Source organism: Ruthenibacterium lactatiformans, assembly GCF_000949455.1.
Classification (GTDB): Bacteria; Bacillota; Clostridia; order Oscillospirales; family Ruminococcaceae; genus Ruthenibacterium; species Ruthenibacterium lactatiformans.
The window spans coordinates 19,155-40,440 of record NZ_JXXK01000006.1 but is presented as its reverse complement, the minus strand read 5'-3'; the positions used below and the strand labels follow the sequence as shown (position 1 = coordinate 40,440).

Annotated in this window: 32 protein-coding genes and 1 other RNA gene; 30 read left to right on the top strand and 3 right to left on the bottom strand. The window is 56.8% G+C overall.

Going from position 1 to position 21,286, the window contains the following annotated elements:
* The first annotated feature begins 74 nt into the window (after positions 1 to 74).
* Positions 75 to 1,112, top strand: a complete 1,038-nt coding sequence (locus tag TQ39_RS06090) for an ROK family protein (protein WP_050004961.1) — start codon at positions 75 to 77, stop codon at positions 1,110 to 1,112.
* Between the two features lie 101 nt (positions 1,113 to 1,213).
* Here TQ39_RS06090 and tnpA read toward each other — a convergent pair whose 3' ends face one another.
* The gene (tnpA, locus tag TQ39_RS06085; protein WP_050004902.1) at positions 1,214 to 1,672 is read right to left on the bottom strand and encodes an IS200/IS605 family transposase; all 459 of its coding nucleotides are present in this window, start codon (positions 1,670 to 1,672) and stop codon (positions 1,214 to 1,216) included.
* Between the two features lie 206 nt (positions 1,673 to 1,878).
* Positions 1,879 to 2,508, bottom strand: coding sequence for a cytidylate kinase-like family protein (locus TQ39_RS06080; protein WP_050004901.1), 630 nt, complete (start codon positions 2,506 to 2,508; stop codon positions 1,879 to 1,881).
* A 248-nt stretch (positions 2,509 to 2,756) separates the two neighbouring features.
* On the opposite strand from TQ39_RS06080, the gene TQ39_RS20725 reads away from it, so the two are divergent.
* The 10 genes from TQ39_RS20725 to TQ39_RS06035 all read left to right on the top strand — a co-directional run bounded on the left by TQ39_RS20725 (position 2,757) and on the right by TQ39_RS06035 (position 10,024).
* Positions 2,757 to 2,894, top strand: a complete 138-nt coding sequence (locus tag TQ39_RS20725) for a hypothetical protein (protein ID WP_009324591.1) — start codon at positions 2,757 to 2,759, stop codon at positions 2,892 to 2,894.
* A gap of 117 nt (positions 2,895 to 3,011) precedes the next feature.
* Positions 3,012 to 3,662, top strand: coding sequence for a pentapeptide repeat-containing protein (locus TQ39_RS06075; protein WP_050004900.1), 651 nt, complete (start codon positions 3,012 to 3,014; stop codon positions 3,660 to 3,662).
* Positions 3,663 to 3,689: 27 nt separating this feature from the next.
* The gene (gene rimM / locus TQ39_RS06070; RefSeq protein WP_009324589.1) at positions 3,690 to 4,223 is read left to right on the top strand and encodes a ribosome maturation factor RimM; all 534 of its coding nucleotides are present in this window, start codon (positions 3,690 to 3,692) and stop codon (positions 4,221 to 4,223) included.
* On the top strand, positions 4,213 to 4,938 hold the full coding sequence (trmD, locus tag TQ39_RS06065; protein WP_050004899.1) for a tRNA (guanosine(37)-N1)-methyltransferase TrmD: 726 nt from the start codon (positions 4,213 to 4,215) through the stop codon (positions 4,936 to 4,938). The genes rimM and trmD overlap by 11 nt, the downstream gene beginning before the upstream one ends.
* A gap of 224 nt (positions 4,939 to 5,162) precedes the next feature.
* The gene (locus TQ39_RS06060; protein WP_009324587.1) at positions 5,163 to 5,426 is read left to right on the top strand and encodes an HPr family phosphocarrier protein; all 264 of its coding nucleotides are present in this window, start codon (positions 5,163 to 5,165) and stop codon (positions 5,424 to 5,426) included.
* Between the two features lie 299 nt (positions 5,427 to 5,725).
* On the top strand, positions 5,726 to 7,576 hold the full coding sequence (uvrC, locus tag TQ39_RS06055) for an excinuclease ABC subunit UvrC (protein ID WP_009324586.1): 1,851 nt from the start codon (positions 5,726 to 5,728) through the stop codon (positions 7,574 to 7,576).
* A gap of 194 nt (positions 7,577 to 7,770) precedes the next feature.
* Positions 7,771 to 8,319 (top strand): 16S rRNA (guanine(966)-N(2))-methyltransferase RsmD, encoded by a 549-nt coding sequence (rsmD, locus tag TQ39_RS06050; protein WP_050004960.1) that lies wholly within the window; start codon positions 7,771 to 7,773, stop codon positions 8,317 to 8,319.
* Positions 8,320 to 8,354: 35 nt separating this feature from the next.
* The gene (gene coaD / locus TQ39_RS06045; protein WP_009324584.1) at positions 8,355 to 8,849 is read left to right on the top strand and encodes a pantetheine-phosphate adenylyltransferase; all 495 of its coding nucleotides are present in this window, start codon (positions 8,355 to 8,357) and stop codon (positions 8,847 to 8,849) included.
* A gap of 5 nt (positions 8,850 to 8,854) precedes the next feature.
* The gene (locus tag TQ39_RS06040) at positions 8,855 to 9,349 is read left to right on the top strand and encodes an HrpE/YscL family type III secretion apparatus protein (protein WP_009324583.1); all 495 of its coding nucleotides are present in this window, start codon (positions 8,855 to 8,857) and stop codon (positions 9,347 to 9,349) included.
* 93 nt (positions 9,350 to 9,442) lie between these two features.
* The gene (locus TQ39_RS06035; protein WP_050004898.1) at positions 9,443 to 10,024 is read left to right on the top strand and encodes a GNAT family N-acetyltransferase; all 582 of its coding nucleotides are present in this window, start codon (positions 9,443 to 9,445) and stop codon (positions 10,022 to 10,024) included.
* A gap of 483 nt (positions 10,025 to 10,507) precedes the next feature.
* Here TQ39_RS06035 and TQ39_RS20140 read toward each other — a convergent pair whose 3' ends face one another.
* Complete coding sequence (locus TQ39_RS20140; RefSeq protein WP_082052139.1) at positions 10,508 to 11,263, bottom strand: XRE family transcriptional regulator; 756 nt, start codon at positions 11,261 to 11,263, stop codon at positions 10,508 to 10,510.
* Between the two features lie 162 nt (positions 11,264 to 11,425).
* Here TQ39_RS20140 and TQ39_RS06025 point away from each other — a divergent pair, with 162 nt between their 5' ends.
* The 19 genes from TQ39_RS06025 (at position 11,426) to TQ39_RS05925 (ending at position 21,278) form a co-directional block, all read left to right on the top strand.
* The gene (locus tag TQ39_RS06025; RefSeq protein WP_050004896.1) at positions 11,426 to 11,644 is read left to right on the top strand and encodes a helix-turn-helix transcriptional regulator; all 219 of its coding nucleotides are present in this window, start codon (positions 11,426 to 11,428) and stop codon (positions 11,642 to 11,644) included.
* A gap of 286 nt (positions 11,645 to 11,930) precedes the next feature.
* Positions 11,931 to 12,179 carry a hypothetical protein gene (locus TQ39_RS06015; RefSeq protein WP_009324041.1) on the top strand — a complete coding sequence of 83 codons (249 nt, stop codon included), beginning with the start codon at positions 11,931 to 11,933 and terminating at the stop codon, positions 12,177 to 12,179.
* A 14-nt stretch (positions 12,180 to 12,193) separates the two neighbouring features.
* Positions 12,194 to 12,430 (top strand): hypothetical protein, encoded by a 237-nt coding sequence (locus tag TQ39_RS06010; protein ID WP_050004894.1) that lies wholly within the window; start codon positions 12,194 to 12,196, stop codon positions 12,428 to 12,430.
* Between the two features lie 25 nt (positions 12,431 to 12,455).
* An RNA gene (locus tag TQ39_RS19935) (hammerhead ribozyme type II) lies at positions 12,456 to 12,524 on the top strand.
* Positions 12,525 to 12,633: 109 nt separating this feature from the next.
* On the top strand, positions 12,634 to 14,517 hold the full coding sequence (locus TQ39_RS06005; RefSeq protein ID WP_050004893.1) for a Mu transposase C-terminal domain-containing protein: 1,884 nt from the start codon (positions 12,634 to 12,636) through the stop codon (positions 14,515 to 14,517).
* A complete protein-coding gene (locus TQ39_RS06000) occupies positions 14,495 to 15,460 on the top strand; it encodes an AAA family ATPase (protein WP_165860722.1) in 966 nt (321 codons plus the stop codon). Before TQ39_RS06005 ends, TQ39_RS06000 begins: the two co-directional genes overlap by 23 nt.
* 38 nt (positions 15,461 to 15,498) lie before the next feature.
* The gene (locus TQ39_RS05995) at positions 15,499 to 15,741 is read left to right on the top strand and encodes a hypothetical protein (protein WP_242853457.1); all 243 of its coding nucleotides are present in this window, start codon (positions 15,499 to 15,501) and stop codon (positions 15,739 to 15,741) included.
* A 221-nt stretch (positions 15,742 to 15,962) separates the two neighbouring features.
* Entirely contained in the window at positions 15,963 to 16,181 is a 219-nt protein-coding gene (locus TQ39_RS05990) for a hypothetical protein (protein WP_050004890.1), read from the top strand.
* 615 nt (positions 16,182 to 16,796) lie between these two features.
* A complete protein-coding gene (locus TQ39_RS05980; protein ID WP_050004888.1) occupies positions 16,797 to 17,210 on the top strand; it encodes a hypothetical protein in 414 nt (137 codons plus the stop codon).
* The gene (locus TQ39_RS05975; protein WP_050004887.1) at positions 17,200 to 17,541 is read left to right on the top strand and encodes a hypothetical protein; all 342 of its coding nucleotides are present in this window, start codon (positions 17,200 to 17,202) and stop codon (positions 17,539 to 17,541) included. Before TQ39_RS05980 ends, TQ39_RS05975 begins: the two co-directional genes overlap by 11 nt.
* Positions 17,542 to 17,605: 64 nt before the next feature.
* Positions 17,606 to 17,734, top strand: coding sequence for a hypothetical protein (locus TQ39_RS21820; RefSeq protein ID WP_270775088.1), 129 nt, complete (start codon positions 17,606 to 17,608; stop codon positions 17,732 to 17,734).
* A gap of 387 nt (positions 17,735 to 18,121) precedes the next feature.
* Entirely contained in the window at positions 18,122 to 18,442 is a 321-nt protein-coding gene (locus tag TQ39_RS05960; RefSeq protein WP_050004884.1) for a hypothetical protein, read from the top strand.
* 36 nt (positions 18,443 to 18,478) lie between these two features.
* Positions 18,479 to 18,697 (top strand): hypothetical protein, encoded by a 219-nt coding sequence (locus TQ39_RS05955; protein WP_050004883.1) that lies wholly within the window; start codon positions 18,479 to 18,481, stop codon positions 18,695 to 18,697.
* Entirely contained in the window at positions 18,690 to 18,893 is a 204-nt protein-coding gene (locus tag TQ39_RS05950) for a hypothetical protein (protein WP_050004882.1), read from the top strand. Before TQ39_RS05955 ends, TQ39_RS05950 begins: the two co-directional genes overlap by 8 nt.
* Before the next feature lie 202 nt (positions 18,894 to 19,095).
* On the top strand, positions 19,096 to 19,593 hold the full coding sequence (locus TQ39_RS05945; RefSeq protein WP_009323637.1) for a host-nuclease inhibitor Gam family protein: 498 nt from the start codon (positions 19,096 to 19,098) through the stop codon (positions 19,591 to 19,593).
* Positions 19,594 to 19,613: 20 nt separating this feature from the next.
* Complete coding sequence (locus TQ39_RS05940) at positions 19,614 to 20,147, top strand: regulatory protein GemA (protein WP_050004881.1); 534 nt, start codon at positions 19,614 to 19,616, stop codon at positions 20,145 to 20,147.
* Positions 20,144 to 20,470, top strand: a complete 327-nt coding sequence (locus TQ39_RS05935; protein ID WP_050004880.1) for a Mor transcription activator family protein — start codon at positions 20,144 to 20,146, stop codon at positions 20,468 to 20,470. Before TQ39_RS05940 ends, TQ39_RS05935 begins: the two co-directional genes overlap by 4 nt.
* A 108-nt stretch (positions 20,471 to 20,578) precedes the next feature.
* The gene (locus TQ39_RS05930; protein WP_050004879.1) at positions 20,579 to 20,941 is read left to right on the top strand and encodes a hypothetical protein; all 363 of its coding nucleotides are present in this window, start codon (positions 20,579 to 20,581) and stop codon (positions 20,939 to 20,941) included.
* Position 20,942: 1 nt separating this feature from the next.
* Positions 20,943 to 21,278 carry a hypothetical protein gene (locus tag TQ39_RS05925; protein WP_050004878.1) on the top strand — a complete coding sequence of 112 codons (336 nt, stop codon included), beginning with the start codon at positions 20,943 to 20,945 and terminating at the stop codon, positions 21,276 to 21,278.
* Positions 21,279 to 21,286: the final 8 nt, after the last annotated feature.

Genomic DNA, 21,286 nt, shown 5'->3' with positions numbered 1-21,286 from the left:
TTGACAGACCAAAGACGTACACTTATACTTTTGTTATAAACTTATAAAAGAGAGTAACGAAAGAGGTGCCGCTGGTGGAAAACTCCCATGCAAGCCCCGGCCTGCTGAAGCAGGCCAACAGCTCCGCGTTGCACAGAGCGCTGCGGGAAAAAGGCGCTGCTACCCGCGCGCAGCTTGCTGCGGCAACGGGCGTAAGCGTCACGACGGTGCGCGCGTTGCTGGAGGAGATGCTGCGGGACGGCGAGGTGGAACGCACTGGCCTGGGCGCTTCCAGTGGCGGCCGCAGAGCGGCGCAATACAGTCTGCGCAGGGATAAATACTATGGTGCGGCCGTGTGTATCACAGACGGGCAGGCTCACGGCCTGTTGGTGGATGTGCACGGAGAGATTGTCCGGGCCGTTCCTCTGAAGGCCGGAGCAGACGGCCTGCGAACGCCCGTGCTGGCGTTTTTGGACGGCCTGTTCGCGCAAAGAGATATCCGCTCCATTGGCTTGGGACTGCCCGGTGTGGTGCGGGAAGGCTGCTTTTGGCATGCGGATAAAGAAGGCGGACTGCACAGTGTGGCGGTGGAGCCTGCTCTTTCGCGGCGTTACGGCGTGCCCGTCGTGTTGGAAAACGACGTCAACGCGGCCGCCATCGGGTTCGCCCGGTGCTACGAAACGGAATTTCCGGGCGAAGACCCGGCTGAAACGAACATGGCATATTTGCATTTTGACAGAGGTTGTGTCAGCGCGGGTTTTGTGGCGGGGGGCCGCGTGATTCGCGGCTGCGGCCATTTTGCCGGGGAGCTGGGGCTGGTTCCCACAGCGGACGGCAGGCTTCTGGACGAATGCCTGAACGACCCGCAGGACGGGCGGGAATACACAGCCCGGGTGCTGGAGGCGGCGGTGTGGGTCTGCGGCATCCTCAACCCACGCTATATTGCTTTGGGCGGCCCGGCGCTGCGCCGGGAATGCATTGGGCCGGTGAACGACGGCCTGAGTGCGCTGCTGCCCGGCCCCATGTGCCCTGAATTGCTCTATACGGCGGATATATGGGGTGATTACCAGATCGGCATGGCATGGCTGACGGCGGAAAAAATATTCCACATGGTGCAGATCATCAAGAAATAAATATCCCCCGGCTTCGCCGGGGGTATTTCAGATGCGTGCAAAGCCCTATGATACAGGCAGCGCCTCAAGGCGCATAACGGTCTGACACTTGCATAGGATTGTTACTTGATACCCGCAAGCGGGTCCATGTATTCCTTTAACGTCATCTGATCTGTAAGTTGATCTTCTTTCAACTGATTTTGAATGTATTGCGCGATCTTTTTCGTATTCTTTCCTGCGGTGTCCACGTAGTACCCTCTGCACCAGAATGATCGATTCCCATATTTGTACTTCAGATTCCCGTGTCGTTGAAAAATCATCAAACTGCTTTTCCCTTTGAGAAATCCTATGTATCCCGCCACACTCATTTTCGGTGGGATTTCTACCAGCATGTGGATGTGATCCGGGCACACTTCTGCTTCTACTATTTTTACTCCTTTCCATTCACTGAGCTGTCTCAAAATCCCTCCTATCTCTTTTCGATTTTCTCCGTAGAACAGTTTGCGCCGATATTTCGGCGCAAACACAATGTGGTATTTGCAATTCCATTTTGTATGCGCTAAACTATTATTGTCATTCACTGAATGGCCTCCTTCTGTTGGTTCGTGCAGTTGCCAGACCGCACTTCCATTTTACTGGAAGGAGTTTCTTTTCATAGCTTAAGCTTTTCCGTACCACCGGCACAGCCGGTGGTTTCTCTACAATAAAAAGAGGCGCGGCATGCATTGCATGCCGCGCCTCTTTTACCGTGGGAGAATGAGGAGGGAAAAGAAAATGACGAAAGACGTCAGTTTTCCTGATTTTCGACAAAGGCTTTCAGCAGCAGAATCGCCATTTCGCGGTTGACGCTGGCTGTGTTCAGGCAGAGGTCGTAATTTTCCATGCGGGCGAATTCCTGCCCTGTGTGGCGCTTGTAGTAGCGGGCACGCTCTTTTTCTGTTTCGTCGATAAGAATGGTGGCGTCCCCGCGGGAGAGCTGGTATTTCTGGGTGATGTGGTCCACGCGGGCCTCGTAATCGGCATAAAGGAACAGCGAGACCACACCCGGCGTGCCGCGCAGCACATGGTCCGCGCACCGGCCGATGATAACGCACGGACCTTCTTTGGACAGCCGGCGGATGGTGGCGGACTGCCAGGCAAAGGTGGTGTCTGAGGTGACGATGGTGGAATAATCCACCGCGCCGGTCAGCATGCTCAGGGACGGGGCGCTCAGCGCAAAAGATTCCAGCACGCGGCTGGGCGCGGTCTCGTCATTGCGCTCCATCACGCTCACGGGGATGCAGTATGTCCGGGCGGCCTCTTCCAGCAGCTCCCGGTCATATACGGGCACCCCCAAGGCGGCGCCCAGCGCTTTTCCGATCTCGCGCCCTCCCGTTCCGAACTGGCGGCTGATGGTGATGACATAGTGCCGTGACATACAAAACATCTCCTTTCAAAAACGGTGAAGGAAAACTTTCCCTGTTTTTATTATAACACAGGAATACGGTGAAATAAATAAAATAATGATGAATGTTAGCAAATTTTATATACAAAAAGCACAAATGCGACTGTTTGCGCAAAAAAACAGGAATTTCTTGCAAGCGCGTGAAAAATATAGTATACTGATAACAACAACACCGATAGGCGGCACAGCGCCGCCCATCCTGCGGAAAGGAGTTGGCGCACATGAAAAGAGGCAGCGCATTTCGTATCGTAGGTTTTGTGCTTGGCATCGTCGGCACCGTGGTCTCCGTCACGGCGATCGTCTTCAGTGTCGTCGGCCTGCTGCTGGCGAAAAAGCCTGTTAAGCCCCATATCCGCTGAGGAGCAAGGACGATAAGCCTGCCTGTGCCGTACGTGCGCAGGCGGCGGAACAATGCAGCATCAAGCCGGAGGCAGCCGCTTCCGGCTTGATTTTTGAAGCGGGAAGGAGGGCGCGGTATGCGTATCATGGAGCCTGTCCTGCCCCGGGAAATGGAGACGGCGATCCCGCTGGAAGAAGCGCTGGCTATGGCGGCGGCTTATGAGGAGCCGGTGTACGGTTACGCCTTCGCGGGCGGCAGCGCGGCGGGACACCAGCTGGAAAAGACGGAATACAAGGCGTGCATATTTACGAACTGCCGCTTCACCGGGGCGGCGCTTTCGGGCGCGTGGTTCCAGAACGCGGTGTTTGAAAACTGCGATCTTTCCGGAGCAAAGCTGCTGGAGGCTACGCTCCAGAAGGTGCGCCTGCGGGGGTGTAAGCTCTCGGGGGTGAATTTTGCGGCAGCCGTGCTTTCCGATGTGACGCTTGAGGAATGCGTCGCGGAGGGCGCTGTGTTCAGCGAAGCTGTGTTCAAAAACGTGATCTTCCGCAAAGACAATCTGCGGAGCGCCGTGTTTTGGGATGTAAAGCGGCGCAGTGTGTTCCGCTTTCAGGATTGCTGCCTGGTACAGGCGGAGTTTTTGCACACCAGTCTGAACGGACAGGATCTGACGACCTGTGATATCGAGGGCGCGGGCTTTTCCGGCGAGGAAGAGCTGCGCGGCGCGAAGGTGACGCCGGTGCAGGCCTGTGAACTGGCCAAACTGCTGGGCGTGATCATCGAATGAGCGCGGCGCGTCAAGGAGGTTTTCAAAATGAAACAATTTATCGAAGCGGGCGAGTTCGTCACCACACACGGCGTGATGGGTGAGCTGAAGCTGTACCCATGGTGCGACGGACCAGAGTTCGTGGCCGCGCTGCCGCGCTTGTTCTTTACGCCCGAGGGCGGCCGGGAGACGAAGGTGGAGGCTGTGCGTGCGCACAAGGGGATGTGCCTTGTGAAGCTGAAGGGTGTGGACAGCATCGACGCGGCACGGCCGTACATCCGCAAGGTGGCATATTTTTCCCGCGCGGACGTTAAATTGCCGGAGGGACGCTATTTTGTGCAGGACATTGTGGGCTGCACGGTGAAGGACGCGGATACCGGCGTGGAATACGGTGTGATCACTGCGGTGGAGCATCCGGCAGCCATTGACGTTTATACGGTGGAAAACAGCGGGGGCGAGACGTTCCTCTTCCCCGCCGTGCCGGAATTTCTGGATACGCTTTCACCGGAGCAGGGCGTGGTGACGGTGCGCCCCATCCCGGGCATGTTCACAAACGATGGGGGAAATGACGATGCGGATTGATATCGCCACGCTGTTTCCCGAGATGTGTGAGCGCGTTTTGAGTGAAAGCATCATCGGCCGTGCGCGCCAGCGCGGGTACATCGAGCTTGCCTGCCATCAGATCCGGGACTACACGACGAACCGGCAGAAGCAGGTGGACGACTACCCCTACGGAGGCGGGCCGGGTATGGTGATGCAGGCGCAGCCCATTTACGACTGCTGTGTGGATGTCGTCCGCCAGGTGGAGGAAGCGGGCCATGCGCGGCCCCACGTTGTTTTCATGACGGCTGCGGGCACGCCGCTTACAGAGGAAAAGTGCAAGCAGCTTGCCCAAAAGGACAGCCTCCTGCTGGTATGCGGCCATTACGAGGGCATCGACGAGCGCGTCATTGAGGCGCTGGCGGACGAAGAGATCTCGATTGGAGATTACGTGCTCACGGGCGGCGAGCTTGCGGCGCTGGTGGTGGCGGACAGCGTGTGCCGCCTGTGCCCGGGCGTACTTTCCAGCCCGGAAGGCTACGAGGAGGAGAGCCATTACAGCGGCTTGCTGGAGTATCCCCAGTACAGCCGCCCGGAGGAATGGAACGGCCGCCGCGTGCCGGAGATCCTGCTTTCAGGCCACCACGCAAACATCGCAAAATGGCGGCATGAACAGGCGCTGGAGCGCACGCGCACCCGCCGTCCGGATCTATACGAGAAATACGAAGAAAAGTCAATGGCGAAAATAGATAAATAAAACTTCAGCGTTTTGTATAATGCGCCGACTATGTTGAAAACTAATTGGTGATTATAGCCAAAGAAAGGGGAAGGCGGGTCGGCTGTTTGTGTCATTGTTGCAGAAAATTGTGCAAAGCACCCAAAGTTGTTGACGCAACTCGGGTATTTGGTATAAAATAAGTGCAAAGGTAAGTTGGGTTTGCTATTTTTATAAGTAATATTAAACAATAGGAGCGTTTCGTTATGTTTGTGAAAGAAGTTACCGTGGAGAATCAGGTTGGTCTGCACGCACGTCCCGCAACGTTTTTTATCCAGAAAGCCAATGAGTTCAAATCCTCCATCTGGGTGGAGAAGGAAGAGCGCCGTGTGAACGCGAAAAGCCTGCTGGGCGTTTTGTCCCTGGGTATCGTGGGCGGTACGACGATTCGCATCATCGCTGACGGCGCGGACGAGCAGGCCGCTGTCGAAGGCCTGATCAAACTGGTGAATTCCGGGTTCAGTGAATAAGTGAAACGGGGAAAGCCGACGGCGAAGCCATGCAGTTTTGTGCAGCAAAGCGCAGGCCGCACAACGAACGCCTCTAAAAGGGCGGATTCCCTTTTCATTCGGAATCGTTGCGCGCCGTGCGCGTAAGCGGTTTCGCGCGCGGCGCAAGGCCGACGGATCAAGCCGGTGAAGTCTGGTTTCAGCGAATAAATTTCCTTGCGTGAGGTGCGCCGCCCGTTGGGCGGCGCATATTTTTTTTCGGCGCACGGGGCAAGCTATCCGCAGAGTATTTGTCAGCAATGTAAAAAAGGAGGCCGCGCATGACGAAGCGTGAGCTTTGGGAAAAAGCAAAAATGCTGCCGCTTTTGCCGGGAGTGTATATCATCCGCGACAAGACCGGCGAGATCATCTATATCGGCAAGGCCAAGCGTCTGCGCACGCGTGTCTCGCAGTATTTCCGCGAGGGCGTGCCGCATGACGCCAAGGTGACGAAAATGATCCAGAACGCTTTTGAGTTCGATGTGATCGTCACGCAGAGCGAGTTCGAGGCACTGGTGTTGGAATGCAGCCAGATCAAGCAGCATAAGCCCAAGTACAATATTTTATTGAAGGACGACAAGGGATACAGCTATGTGAAGGTGACAAGGGAAGCATACCCGCGCATTTCGGCCGCGCTGCAAAAGGACGACGATAATGCCGATTACATCGGCCCGTATACCTCCAGCTTTGCCGTGCGCGAAATGGTGGAGACCGCATGCAATGTGTTCCGCCTGCCGCGCTGCAGCAAAAAATTCCCCCAGGATATCGGCAAAGGCCGTCCCTGCCTGAACGCGCACATCGGCCGATGCATGGCCGTGTGCAGCGGAAAAATCTCCCGGGAGGACTACAATGAAGCTGTGCAGAGTGCCGTGCATATGATACGGCGCGGCCAGGGGGAGATCCTCAAGCTGCTGCGCGAGCGCATGGCCGATGCAGCCGAACGGCTGGATTTCGAACGTGCAGCGCTCATCCGGGATCAGATCGCAGCCATTGAAAAGGTGAGCCGGGGCCAGAAGGTGGTGCGCAGCGAGGTGGACGAGCAGGATGTGGTGGCCTTCGCGGGCACCGCGTCGGCTGTATGCGCGGCCATTCTGCGTTTCCGAGAGGGACGTCTGGTGGACAAAAGAGAGTTTTTGTTTCACGACACCCAAGACATCCCCGCCCTGCGGGAGGAGTTTCTGCCCCGCTATTATCTGGAGGACAACGAGTTCATCCCGAAGAGCATTGCCGTGGATGAGCTGCCCGCGGGTTCGGGCGAGCTTGCGCGCCTGCTGGGCGAGACGCGGGGCAGCAAGGTGCGGCTGTATGTGCCTCAGCGGGGCGATACCGCCCGTCTGGTGGAGATGGCGCGCACCAATGCCGTGGAACGTTTGGCACGGGAGAGCGGACGCTATGCCCGCGAACAGAAACATCTGGACGAATTGGCCGCGCTGCTGGGCCTGAAAGAGCCGCCCAGGATCATCGAGAGCTACGACATCTCCAACTGGGGCGACGGCACAAGCGTGGCGGGTATGGTGGTGTTTGAGGACGGAAAACCCAAAAAAGCGGGCTACCGCCGCTTCAAGATGAACACCGTGGCGGGTACGGACGATTATGCTTCCATGGCCGAAACGCTGGCGCGCCGCGCCGCCGAATACGAAAAGGGCGCAAAAGGGCAGTTCGGCATAAAGCCGGACCTGCTGCTCATCGACGGCGGGCGAGGGCAGGTAAGCGCCGTGCAGGCCGCGCTGGCGGGCACACAGCTTGCAGATGTTCCCATGTTCGGCATGGTGAAGGACGACAAGCACCGCACGCGAGGCCTTGTGAGCGCCGCAGGCGGAGAGATCATGCTGGCCATGCACAGGGGCGTATTCACGTTTGTGACGTCCATTCAGGACGAGACGCACCGCTGGGCCAACGATTACCGCAGGCGCATGCAGAAAAGCCGCGCCTATTCTTCCACGCTGCAAAGCGTGCCGGGCGTCGGCCCGGCCACCAGCCGCGCGCTGATGGCCCATTTCAAAACGGTGTCTGCCGTTAAGGAGGCCAGCGAGGAACAGCTTGCCGGGGCCAAAGGCGTAAGCAGGGCGGCGGCGCGGGCCGTGTATGCCCATTTTCACCCGCAGCCGGAGCAGCCTTCCGCCGAGACGTAAAGAAGCACGGAGCGGCACGTTGGAAAAGAGCAATTCTGTAACCGGCAGGAAGTTGACAAAACGCCTGCAAACGGCGATAATGAGTAAAGAAATCAAGGCTTGTCCCGCACTTGCCCGCGCAGCGGCCGCAAAAGGCGGAAAGAAAGGATGTGCGGTGCGGCGGCAAGGCCGCCCGTGCGTATAAGGAGAATGAGATGCGCGTTATTTCCGGTACCGCGCGCGGCACAAGGCTGGCCGCGCTGCCCGGTGAAGAGATCACACGGCCCACGGTGGACCGTGTCAAGGAGGGCATGTTCAGCGCCGTCCAGTTCCTTTTGGCGGGCGCCCGTGTGCTGGACCTGTTTGCGGGTTCGGGCCAGCTTGGCATCGAGGCGCTCAGCCGCGGCGCTGCGCGCTGTGTGTTTATCGACAGCAGCCGGGAGGCCTGTGCGGTGGTGCGGCAAAACCTGAAGGCCGCCGGCCTGTTTGAAAAAGCCAGCGTGGCGGAAACGGCCGCGGAGATGTATCTGGCCGCATGCCGGGAACGGTTCGATCTTGTGCTGCTGGACCCGCCGTACCGTCAGGGTACCGTAGCCGCGCTGCTGCCTGCTGTGGCGGCCGTGACGGCCCCGGGCGGGACGGTGCTGGCGGAAACGGAGCACGGCGCGTCCCTGCCCGAGCGCTGCGGCACGCTGACGCTGAAAAAACAATACAAATACGGCACAGTGGCGCTGGCGCGCTACGAGGCCGACGCGGAGTTCTGAGCGCTCTGCAATTCACAGAAAAGGAGGGCGTGCGCATGCGCATCGCCATCTGCCCCGGCAGCTTCGACCCCGTTACCAAAGGCCATTTAAATATCATCGAGCGCAGCGCAAAACTGTTTGACGCGGTGACGGTGCTGGTGATGGTGAACCCCAATAAAACGCCGTCCTTCACGGCGCAGGAGCGCGCGGATTTTCTGCGGCGCGTCACAGGGCATATCCCGAATGTGAAAGTGGACGTCTACACCGGCCTGCTGGCCGAATATGCCCACAATGTCGGCGCTTGCACCATCATCAAGGGCCTGCGCGCCGTAACGGATTTTGAGTTTGAATTCCAGCAGGCGCTCACCAACAAAAAGCTCAACCCGGAGCTGGAGACCATGTTCGTCATCACCGATCCGGAATATATGTACCTTTCGTCCAGCATGGTGCGTCAGGTGGCCAGCTTTGGCGGCGACGTCACCGATTTCCTGCCGGACGGCATTTGTAAAGACATCGTAGAACGCCTCACACAGGGGCGAGCAAAGGAGTGACCATTATGAACATCGACGAATTGCTGGATGTAATGGATGAAACGCTGGAGGAGGCCGTCAATCTGCCCTTCACCGGCGGCAAGCGCATGGTGGATGTGGAGAAGGTGCGCGATATCATCGACGATATCCGCTTGAACATGCCTGCGGAGATCCGCCAGGCCAAGGCCATTGTACAGGACCGTGCGGATATCGTGGAAAGCGCGAAGAAGGAAGCTGAAGCCATTGTCAAGCGCGCGGAGGACCGCGCCCGCGCCATGGTGGCCCAGGAGGCCATCGTAAAGGCCGCCCAGCAGAAGGCTACAGAGATTCTGACCAGCGCCCAGAGCCAGAGCCGCGAGATGCGCACCACGGTTACCAATTACTGCGAAAACATGCTGCGCCATACCGAGGAGCAGCTTGCCAAGAGTATGACGGAGGTAAAGACCGTGCGCTCCACGCTGCGCCAAAGCGGTAAAAAAGCTACGGTACGTCCCGCCGCCCAGCCTCAGAAGCCCGAATAATGCGCTGTGCAGCGCCCGCCTGCTGGAGACCTTCCGGGGCGGGCGCTTTTTTATTTGACGCCCCTTGGGGGACGGCGGAAAAGGAGGATGCGTTTGTACATATTCGAAACTGCCGTGCTGACGCCGCGTCAGACGGAACAGGTGCGCGCGCTGGAGCAGGCCGCCTGCGCACCCGAAGCGTTGGAGAACGGGGCATGGCTGTCCAACGAGCTGAACTTTGACCGCGCGCTGCCATGCTTTTATCTGGCGTGGCCGCAGGACGCGCCCGGCCCGGAGGATGCACCCGCCGCGTTTTTGACATTGTTTCTGCCCACGCGGGAACAGGCGGAGGTGGTGGCTTTTACCCATCCGGCCCACCGGCGCAGGGGATACTTCAAGGCGCTGTGCGCCCGTGCCGCCGCACGGTGCCGGGCAGCGGGCATTCCGGAATTTTTGTTTGCGGTGGAGCCGCGCTCCGCAGGGGGGCGCGCCGTGCTGGAGACAACGCCCGGCTGTGTATGGAGCCATTCGGAATACCGGATGGAATATACAGGTCCTGCGCCGGTGCCTGCAGGACGGTTGGCACTACAACGTGTGGACGCGGACGGCGCGGAACCCTACCGCCTGTTTCTGGAAAATGATATGGGTGAAGCGGATGTGGACAACTATGTGGCTGTGAGTATTCATGTAGAATGAGAAATCCCGAGCGCCAAGGTTTAAAAGACTTGAAAAGGCTTGAAATGGCTTGAGACTGCGGAAAATCGGCTTTAATGCGGCGTGAAAACGAGTGATTTTGATGGAAAATGCGTCGGCGCAATTGAAAGATTTTTGAGGATATTTTGCCCCTTTTGACTGCTGGGAGCACATCCGCGCAAGGTGTTTAGAAAAGGCTTTTCGAAGTGTTCAGGAGATGTTTAGAAAGAATTTTGCAAACCGGCCGAAAACCGCACAGGACTGCGGCCTAAACGGGTTTTAAATATAATATAAACGGTACAAAAGAAAGCCGCTTCAGAGAGGGAATTTCTCCCCTCTTTGGAGCGGCTTTTTCTATTTTTAATCGGCAAACATTTGCCGATTAACATTTTTGTTGCCGATTAAGGAAAATAGCGGTTTTGTAAGGGTTTCATACTATACTGTACAAGTGCAAATTGCCGATTAAGATATGCACTATTGTCACATTTAGATATACCAAGACGGGTCAAATACGCCAATTACTTTCCCATTCACCCGGACGCTTTCATCCATTGGAATTGGATCGTATTTCGGATTTAAAGGGAGTAGTTCTTGGTCGCCAATCTTTTTTATATATCCATAGCCATCCATGGTGATAAGGGCAATATCTCCCGATTCTACAGGCTCGAAGTTTACCAGCACAATATCACCATTATGAAACTTAGGTTCCATACTATCCCCCGCAACAGGGACAGCAAAAGCAGCACGCCGAGTAAGCTCGTTGTCTACAACAGGATACTCTGTAAAAGACTCTGGACCAAGATAGATTCCATTGCCGGCACAACCTGCCTGGTCTGAAAATTTAAGATAAATTTCATGAGGAAATTCAACAAATTTGTCCTCCACTTGGTTGAGCGCACACCGCTCCAATTCTTTGTCAAGTATCATCGCAATAAGCTCTTTCCCGTGCTGATCTAGTCGTTCATATTTCTCGAGCAGGGGTGATTTTTTATTCGCTTCAGGAAAAAAACGGGCTTTTGATACATTGGTATCGGTTAAGCCGAGCAAATATTCTCCAGTAACACCAAAAAATTTTTCTAATGCAGCCATCGCACGCGCGTTTGGATCACGCAAGCCATTTTCATAAGAAACAATAGATGAGTAACTCAAATTTGTTTTTTCAGCGAGTTCACTTTGCGTTAGATGGTAAGTTAAACGTAGTTCGCGAACACGGTTATTTGATTTTGCGATGGGCTTATCCATAGAAATATCACCTACCTGTCGTTAAAAGTAAGTATACCATATAATTTTACGTTCGTAAAATACAAATTTCAACAAATTCAGGGTTGACTTTTACGTATGTAAAATATATTATATAGATGTACCTTGTACGAACGTAAAACTTTTGACATTGGAGGTGAGCAAATGCTTATCGCAAAAGTCGATAAAATCATTGAACTGCGAAAGGCACATGGATTAAATCAAAAGAGATTATCCGAAAAGGCAGGGCTTCCTGTGAATGCAGTTTTTCGAATTGAAACAGGTGCATATACGCGCACCCAAGATTTGAGGGCCAAGGCAATTGCAAACGCTTTGGAGTGCAAAGTTGAAGAGATATTCACAAGTGAGCAGGAGGCTCTTTAATGAACTTCCACTGGGAACTAAGGAAAGGCCGGCTCCGCCGCGACCTGGATTGGCTACGCATTCTGGCGATTCGTCGGCACGAGCTGGTGATCGGTCGCAGCCCAACGTGGGCACCATGCCGCATCCGGTACTACCCCGCCGTGGGCCGCATGTCCATCCACGGCCCTGCGGGGCAGTATATCGGCTGGTCGGACAGCCTAGCGGATGCTCTAGACCAGCTGGCGAGAGCCGATACAAGCCAAGTATTGCCCGGAAACGGGCTTTCAAGCAGGAAGGAGCAAAAGCAATGAAAAAATACCAACTGACCGGCCAACCCATCTATGTTGGCGAGACATACAACCACAACGGGGACCTGTACCGGGTGGAAAGTTTTGACGAAGGGTACACCGAGCCGAAGGTGACGCTGCGGCGCATCAAGGATGGGACGATCTTCGACGTAGAGGCCCCGGCCCTGTTCCTGACGCCAACGGGCGTGCAGCTGCTGTGGCCGAGGGAAGTAAACCGGTTCTGCTCCACGCTGGAGCAGGCGGTTTGAAGGAGGGGTTCCCGATGAACGAGTTAAAAGGCAATTTTAAGGCTACCTACGATGTGGTAAAACGCGCAGAGCGCTGTGTACTCCTTCGCAGCAAGGCAGCGAACCCGTCGCATACTTACGCCGTGGGCGATGTGGACAGCAACGGACTTGTATTTGGCCTTGTGCTGAAAACAGACCCTGATGCAGCGGTGCGAGAGTTCTGTACCCGGTCTTTCCCGAGCTGGTCGCCCTGGAATACATCCAGGGCTTGACACGCCCCGAAGCATGGAACATAGAAGCCGAAACAGCCCTGCGGGGCTGTCGTGCGGGGGCTGACCGCCCCGTGCCTGATGATGGCAGGTCAAGGCAGGTGATTTTTTTGGAAGTTATGCTGAGCGCCCGAGAGGTTGCAGAGCTTACGGGCTGGCCGCTTCGCACAGTGCGATACAGAGCACAAACAGGACGAATTCCGGCTGTGAGTATTCTGAACAACAGAAACCGATCGGAATACGCTTTTCCACTGGCAACACAGTCAAACGAAATCCAGCTCAAATACTACGAGCAGCACGGCCTGACACTGAGCGCCCCGGAGAAAACAGCGCTGCAGAAAGTGAAGCCGTCGCCTGTGCAACGTCCGCTGGACAGCTACACGGACGCGGACCGTGAGAAAATCGGGTTTTGGCAGGATGTTGTAGACCAATGGATGCTCTACCGCAGCCAGACGGGAAAGCCCCTAAGTGAGCTGGACCATAAATTCGTCCAGCACATGCGCGTGGAAAACCCCGGCATGGAGCTGAGCGTACCGACACTGTACCGGAAGAAAAAAGCACTGGATCAGGGCGACTTGGACAGCGTGATTGACAGGCGCGGCAAAGCCCGTAAGGGCAAAACGGACATGCCGGAATATATAAAAAAGACGTTTTTGCACTACTACCTTGTGGACGGCGGAGAGGGCCATGCGTATTCTATTGCAAAGTGCATGGAATACACGGAAAAGTGGGCGGAAAAGAACGCGGTGAACGCGCTGCCGCTTCCCTCGTACAGCAGCTTTTACCGCATAGCGATGGATGTGCCGGAGGCTGTGCGCATTCTGATGCGTGAGGGCGAACGCGCGTACTACAACAAGGCCAGCGTGTATACCCGCCGCGACTATGAAAGCATCGCCAGTAACGACTGGTGGGTGGGCGATACATACACCTGTGACACCCTTACACTGGGGCCGAATGGCAAACCGCACCGTCCCTATCTCACAGCATGGGTGGATGTGCGCAGCGGCATTTTCGTCGGCTGGTATATCAGTTTCGGGGGCAACAGCAGCCAGAACTCCATCTATGCGCTGCGGCGCGGGTGCCTGGCGTATGGGATGCCGAATCACAACGCATATGTGGATAACGGCCGCGAGTATCTGACGTTCGACTTCGGCGGCAGAGGCCATCGGGCCAAGAAGGTGCTGGCCAACGGTGAAGCACCGTTTGAACCGAAAACCATTCTGGACTACATGGGCGTGGAAATGAAAAACGCCATCGTGCAGAACTCCCGTGCCAAGCTGGTAGAACGCAGTTTCCGAAACGTGAAAGAGCATATCATGCGGCTGTTCCCTACATACACAGGCGGCAGCCCAGAGGAAAAGCCGGAAGCCCTGAAAAAAGCGCTGCAGCGCGGCGATATCCCCACAGACGAAGAGTTCATCCAGAAGGTGGACCTGCTGATCAGCGGATACCTGAACTATGAACCGTACTACGGTTCCGTACCTGCGGACAAAGGCAAACGCCGCATCGACGTGTACAACGAGCATCTGGAGCATGTGCGGCATGTAGAAGAGGATGTGCTGAATCTGATGATGCTGCGCACATCGAAGCCCAAAAAGGTGGACCGGGAGGGCGTATACCTGAACATCCGGGGTAAAAAAGTCTGGTACAACTGCCCGGAGCTGCACAGCCTATGGCAGGAAAAAAAGGTGTATCTGCGGTACGACCCGGATGACCTTTCCAGCGTGCGCGTATACCGGGAGGACGGTTCCTTCATCATGACGGCCCCCCGGTGCGAACTGGAGGCGAAATACGGAGCTACACAGGAAGAGATTGCACGGCAGCAGCAGCTTAAAAACAAGTACAAACGTGTGGTGCAGGAGCTGGCGGCAACGCTGCTGCCGGACGCACCGCCGGAAGAGGCTGCTGCGCTGGTGGCACGGATGGCCGAAGAAAATCTGGCCGGACCGACCACGCCCCGCAAGCCCAAAACGGTGGAGCTGGCACGATGGGACGAGGAGCCGATGGCCATGGCTGTTGGCGATATAGATATTTTCAGGATGAACAAAAATTCGGATGGAGGATACGATGATGACGAATTCGACTACTAAAGTGTACGATGAAGCGCTGCAGGAGCGTGTCCGGAAATATATGAAGGATACGGGGCTCTCGCAGAACAAGCTGGCGCCACGCATTGGCATGAGCGGCGCCAGCCTCAGCAACTATATGAACTGCAAAATGGATGGCAGCGTGGAGGGCATTGAAAGTCGGCTGCGGGAGTTCCTTCAACAGGAAAGCGAGGCGGCCGCGGTGCAGGTGCAGGTCGCTCCCTACAAGCTGGACGAGACCTACAAGCCCACGAGCATATCTGAGGACGTTTACCAGTCCATCCGCTACGCGCAGATCAACCGCACGCTGGTGATGCTGCACGGCGACGCCGGGGCCGGGAAAACGAAGGCTGCTGTCAAGTATTACCGAGATAATCCGCAAAGCACCATCTATATCCGGCTTGACCCGAGCATGTCCGGGCTTGCGGGCGTCGGAGAACTGCTAGGTGCGGCGCTTGACATTCCTGCCGTGAGCAGCAGTAAACAGATGTGGCAGGCCATCCGGGCACGGCTGCGCGGCACCAACAAGGTGATTATCGTGGATGAGGCCCAGTTGCTGAAGCGGGCTCCGATGGATGAACTGCGTATCCTGCCGGATGAAGATGAAGTAAACGAGGTGCCTGGAAACGGCGTGGTGCTGATTGGGAACAGTGAGCTGTATGAGCGCGTGAAAAAGGGGAAAATCACGACGCAGGCTTACACGCGCATTGGACTGCAGCGGGCCTACAGCACGATGCGGCTGACGAATGAGGATGTAAAGCTGCTGTTCCCCATGTTTTCCGGAGAGGAGCAGAGCAAGGAGCTGAAGCTGATCGCCAGCGTGTGCCGGAGCCAGCACAGCATCCGCACGGCGAAGCATATCGTGAAGAACGCGATTCGGAATGAGGATATTTCCTACGAGGGCTTGCGAGCAGCCGCAGCCAGCACCCCTGTGGGACGCATTTAACGGGTATTTCAGGGAGGTTTAAAGGGATGTTTAACAGGATGAAAGCAGTTGTGACTTTCGCGGCCGGAGCCGTGGCGGGGCTGATGCTGGCGGCGTGCCTGACGGTACAGGGTTCCCGCCCCGGCGTATTCGGCGGCGAAGCCCTTATCCTGCCACTGATGGTACTGCTGCTGTATGTGGGCTACGAAGCCGGGCGGCTGGCCACACTGGCGCAGGCGGAACAGCGGCGCTGCAGACGCCGGGCCGGGCCGCCGTACCGGGTAGAGCGTGGTGACGAATAAGGGATGCAGGATGGTGACGCCTTGTGACCGGAGCTGCCGCGGGCAAAGCTGCTGCGGGTGCTGCGGCTCCCCGCCGGGCCTGCACCAGACGGGGACGCTGTGGCAGCCCTATGATGAGGGGTGCTGCCACCGTACGCAGAAAGACCAGCCGCTGGCCTGCATGCACCTGCAGGGCCGATTGCGGCGGGAGTGGATGCAGGATATAGAGGAGGAAGACACAGATGATGGAACTGATAAGCAACATATTCCCGAAGATATCGATGATGCTTGGCGCGCTGGTCATTGTATGCCTGCTGTGCGGCTCAGCGCTGGCGGCCGTCCGGTGGACATTCTATAAATGGGAACGGCTGATCCGTATGCACGACGGCATAATGATTCTATTTGAATACCGGGATCACCGCGATGAGTTCCTTGCCTGGCGTGAAGAACAGAAAAAATAGCCGGGGCCATCTGGCCCCACCGTAATGCAGCCGCGCCGATGGCGCGCCGGTCACAAGCCCGGAAAAATGCAGAGTGCGGCGAAGGAGGTGAAACAGGCCGTGACGAAATATGAGTGGTACAAAGCGCACGGGATATGTCCAACTTGCGGCTGCAGAGATGCGGCCCCTGGACGGGTGCAGTGTCCGGAATGTCTCGAAAAAGAGCGGCTGAAGGCAGTGCAGAGACGGAAAAAGGAAAGCCCGGAGCAGAAAGAATACCACAACCGGCACCGCCAGCGAAGAACAGACCTGCTGCACGCCTTCGGCGTCTGCGTAAGATGCCAGCGGCGGGACGCTGCCCCCGGACGCGCACAGTGCGTGTACTGCCTTGCCCGCAGCCGCCGGTACATGCAGTCCCGGTTGAGGGAGAAAGGCGTCATGCCGCGTGACATGCTGGGATGGCCGGGAATATGCAGCCGATGCGGAAAGCCGACAGATACGCAGGAAGCGCACAAATTGTGCCCCGCATGCCGGGAAGCATCGCAGCGTTCCATGGAAATTGCCCGCAACAGCCGCACGGAAAAGAATTGGTTTGCGCGCATGCACTCGCTCATGGCGTGGGGCAAACCATAGGAGGTGGAAACAACGGAAAAGCATGAAGAAAAGGTGTCGGAAATTCTGGCCCGCGCCGCGAAGTTGCTGAACGACGCCCCAAAAGTATACGAAACAAATTTCGAGCTGATGAAAGAGCAGGATGCCCTGCAGCAGGATCTGCTGCATAAGCTGGAAATCGAAAATCTTACGCGGGATGAGCGTGCGAAGCTGGCTACAGAGCTGCGCGACTGCCGCAGGCTCCGGCGTAAGTACAAGGACGTTGTGGAGGAGCTGGAGCCCATTGCAGGGTATTGCGGGACCGCAGCCGGAATGCAGGCGGTAAAGCAGTTGTCCCGGTTTGTGGGCGAGCTTCGGAAGGTGGAAAACTACCACCAGAACCGGCACTACGTCCCCAGATCCGGGCGTGTCAAAGGAGAAAGTCAGGATGCTGAGTGAACAGGATAAAAGCGAGATCCGGAAGTCGTACAGAAACGCAATCGACCCGCGCCAGCAGGTGAAGATCCTGTCACAGCTGTATCTGGTGAGCCGTGAGGAAATTCTGGACATACTGGGGCCGCTTTCCAAGTCCGCCCGCCCAAAACCGAGCCGGAAGGGCCAGCCGAGACGCATCTATGCGCCGGAGTTCAAGGCAGAGGCAATGGAGCGCCTGCGCTCCGGAGAATCTTTCCGGCGGGTGGCTGAGGATATGGGCGTCAATGTACGGACTATGGCTACGTGGGCCTATCAGATGCGAAGAAAGGAACGAGAGAAAAATGCCAAACTGTAAGTTTTGCGGCAAGCCCGTAAAATCCACACGCGTGATGCACGCGCACTGCTGGGAGCAGAAAGTCATGGAGCTGATGGAAACTGTCTGCGACAGCTATTGCCGCTGGCCGCTTGAGTGCCGGAGCTCTGAAGAACTGGAAGAAAATCACTGTAACGACTGCGTGCTGATCCAAGCGCTCAACCTCGGGCTCTAACGTCCGAGGTTCATGCGGAGCCGCGGCCCAGGAGGGCCGGCGTGGCTGGTCGTAACGGCAGCTCCGCACCAAAAGCCCCGCCCGGGACGAGAAAACCGGGCGGGGGTCTTTAAAGGAATATGGCACGGCATGGCTTACCGTACCACATGTACAGGATACCACGGCCCGGCGGCCGTTTCAACTCTGTTTTTTTAGGAGCGTGACAGGATTGAACATTCATCAATGGCGCAGTCTGCGCCGGAACCGAAGATGCACATACTGCGCACATTCCCATATCGTTTACGGCCGGGATGGGAGCATCTGCTTTTGCCGGGCAAAAGACAAAGCTGTGTATGAGGGCCTGCCCCGCTGGTTCTGCCAAGTATACACAGTGGTGGAGGATTCCTGATGACGTTGAAAGATTGTACTAAGGCGGAACTGCTGTGGCTCATCGACTGGATGTGTACGCACAGCATGTTCCGGCATGACCTTGAAATCGAACGGGCCCTGAATGATCTGGAATTTGAGCGGACTCGAAAGAGACTGGATGAAGCAAGGCGTCTACATGAGAAATCCGCACGGCTGCGGCGGCAGTATGTGGAGCTGCTGACGCCATATGAAGGCAAGCCCATCCTGGACGTCCCGGCGGACGTGCTTGACCATGCGTCTGCCATCCTTGAGGAAGTGCAGGTGCTGGATAAGAAATGGAGCAGGCTCATGAAGGTGTGAGAAAAGTGTTACATGATGTAGAACAAGGAGGACGCAATGAGATACCGGTATACAGTAGAGCTCACGGTGGATGAGCTGGATTTTTCTGCCACGGAGGCGGAGCACCTGCGTGCAGCGCTCCGGGAAGCTGCTGAAGAATATGCCACAGGCGAAGTAAAAGTTCTGTGCGAGGACGGCTGGTGCATCGAAAAGAATGACGCGCGCATCCGCGCCGCGCTGCTGAACATGATGAAAGGGGTGCGGGAAGATGCCTGACGCATGGCTGTGGACGTGGGAAACCTCTTTGGGTGTATTGCTGGGCATCATCATCTTCGATGGGATACGGTGGCTCATCAACGCGCTGCCGGGCCTGCGGGACTGGTTGGCGGATTGGCGGCTCGAGCGCCGGAACCGGAAAGCGATCCGCCGGCTGTGGCGCGCATACGGGCGCAAGCCTCCGCACGGCCTGTAAAAAACAAACGTGGGCGCTTTGGTACGGCGGCGGTCGTGCGGCGAAAAGTACGCACCAATGGAAGAGGCCAAAGTAAAACAGAAAATGCCGCATCCGGGGCTGTGCCCCGGCCGTAATGCAGCCCCCTGTCCTTTCGGGCCGGGGCCGGTCCCAAGCCCGGAAAATGCAGAGGGCGGAATTTTGAGAAAGGATGTGGATACATATGGCAAGAAAAAAGCTGCACCGGGAGCCTGTGCTGAAGGACTGGGCGGAAGTGAACGACGCGCTGCGCAGCATCCACGAGTACGAGCACGCGCTGACGGAGATGGGCGTGGACATGTCGCGGCGCATCGACGCCGTGAAGGCTGAATACACCAAAAGCGCGGAGCCTTTGCAGAAGCGTGTCAAACAGCTGGAAACGGACGTTCAGGAGTATGTAGAGGCACACCGGGAAGATATGGCCGGAAAAAGCCGACAGCTGACGTTTGGGCGTGTAGGGTTTCGACAGTCCACGCGGTTGATTTTGGCAAATGCGAAGGTCCCGCAGGCCATCGCCACGCTGCTGGCCATGGGCCGCAGGGAGCTTGTAAAAACAGAGCAGAAGCTGGACAAAGAGGCGCTGAAGCAGCAGCCGGAGGAAGTTCTGGAGGCTGTGGGGGCGTACCTGAAAACCACGGATGAATTTTTCTACGACACGGGCGACGCCGTGCCGGAGGAGTAACAAGGAAGGAGGCGGCCGGGATGGGTGCGCTGGATGTAAGCAAGGGAACGGTAAAAAGCATCTATGCCCTGGGTGCAAAGCTGGGGATGGTGGAGCGTAGAGGCGGGCATGAAGACGCGCTGCACGCGCTGGTACAGGGCCTGACCGACAAAGAAAGTATCACTGCATTGACCCCGGCCGAAGCGCAGGCGGTGCTGGCGGAGCTACGGCGGCGCAGCTCCCCCGCGGCCGCACCGCAGAAAAAGCGGGCACGGAAGTACGAGGCACTGCCGGGCGGGCTGAGCGAGGGGCAGCAGAAGAAGGTCTGGTACTTGATGTATCAATTGGAAAAATATGATCCCGCGCCGGAGGGCGTACAGCTGCGGGACAGGCTGTGTGGGCTGATCAGCCGGCAGTTCGGCGTGACAGCCTTCCCCACCCAGCCGTTCCGGTTTTTAACGTTTTCCCAGGGTAACGCCCTGATCGAAGGTCTCAAGAAGCTGACCGAGCGCAAAGAGCTGGAATACCTGCACAGCGACCGATACCGCCGGGAACGGGAGGCGGCCGGAAAATGAGGAATGAACTACTGAACGAGCTGAAGCTGGAGGATCTGCAAGGCGAAGCACGGGAGCTGGCAGAAACCATCGGCATGGATGCTTTCCGGCGGCTGGTGGATGTGTACGGCGGCACCGGCCGGGTGTACATCCCGCAGGCGGACAAGCTCCTTATTCCTATCCGTGACAGACTGATCCGTGATGAGTACGACGGTTCAAACGTCTATGCACTGTGCAAAAAGTGGAATCTGAGCGAGGGATACGTACGCGGAATCGTGCGTGAAAAAACAGAACAGATACGGCGCGCCCCGCTGGATGGGCAGTGTACGCTGTTCGATGTGTGACTGTTTTGCTGTAAAATCTGAGTGGAACAGTCTTTAAAAGATAAGGTATGATGAACTCACAACGAGGGCATCGTGCCTTATCTTTTTGTATTTACGGAGGAAATCGCAATGACGTTCGATGCCGGAACCTGGTGGCTTCTGACAGTCATCGTAACAACGGTTGTAGGACTGGTGGGCTTTTTGTTTGGTCGCTCGGTGTTCCGGCAGCTGGATGAAAACCGGGCGGACATCAAAGAAGTGCGCGAGAACTATACCCCGCGCACCGACCACCAGAAGGACCTGGAAGCGGTGCGCCGTGAAATGAAAGAAATGCGCACCGAAATGCGCACCGAAATTCAAGCTATGTCCGCCGATGTCAAGGACATCAAGGAAAACGGCATCCGACGGGAGGAATTTCTGCAGAGCCAGTTGAAGCTGGAAAACAAGCTGGACCGTCTGATGGAGTTCATGATGAAGCAGGGAGGCAACTGAGATGGATGAAAATGAACTGCGCCGGAAGATGCAAGCCGGCGAGCTTGCAGCCAACAACGGGACTGTGATGCGCACGCTGGCCATCGCGGGCTGCGATTTCAAATTTTTAAAGCTGAAGAGCCTGCTGCTGGCGCTGGCGGGCGGCATGGACCGGATGGCGCTGTGCAGCAGCATCAACTACCTGGCGGACAGTGGATACCTGCAAGTGCGATGCATCGAGGACAAAGCCCCGTCCAGCGTTTCGGACGCAGAGCTGGAGGACCTGGAGGTCAAGCTGACGCCGCGCGGCATCCAGCTGCAGCGCTGCGTGAAGAAAGACCCGCTGGTAGATATGTAGGAGGGCTT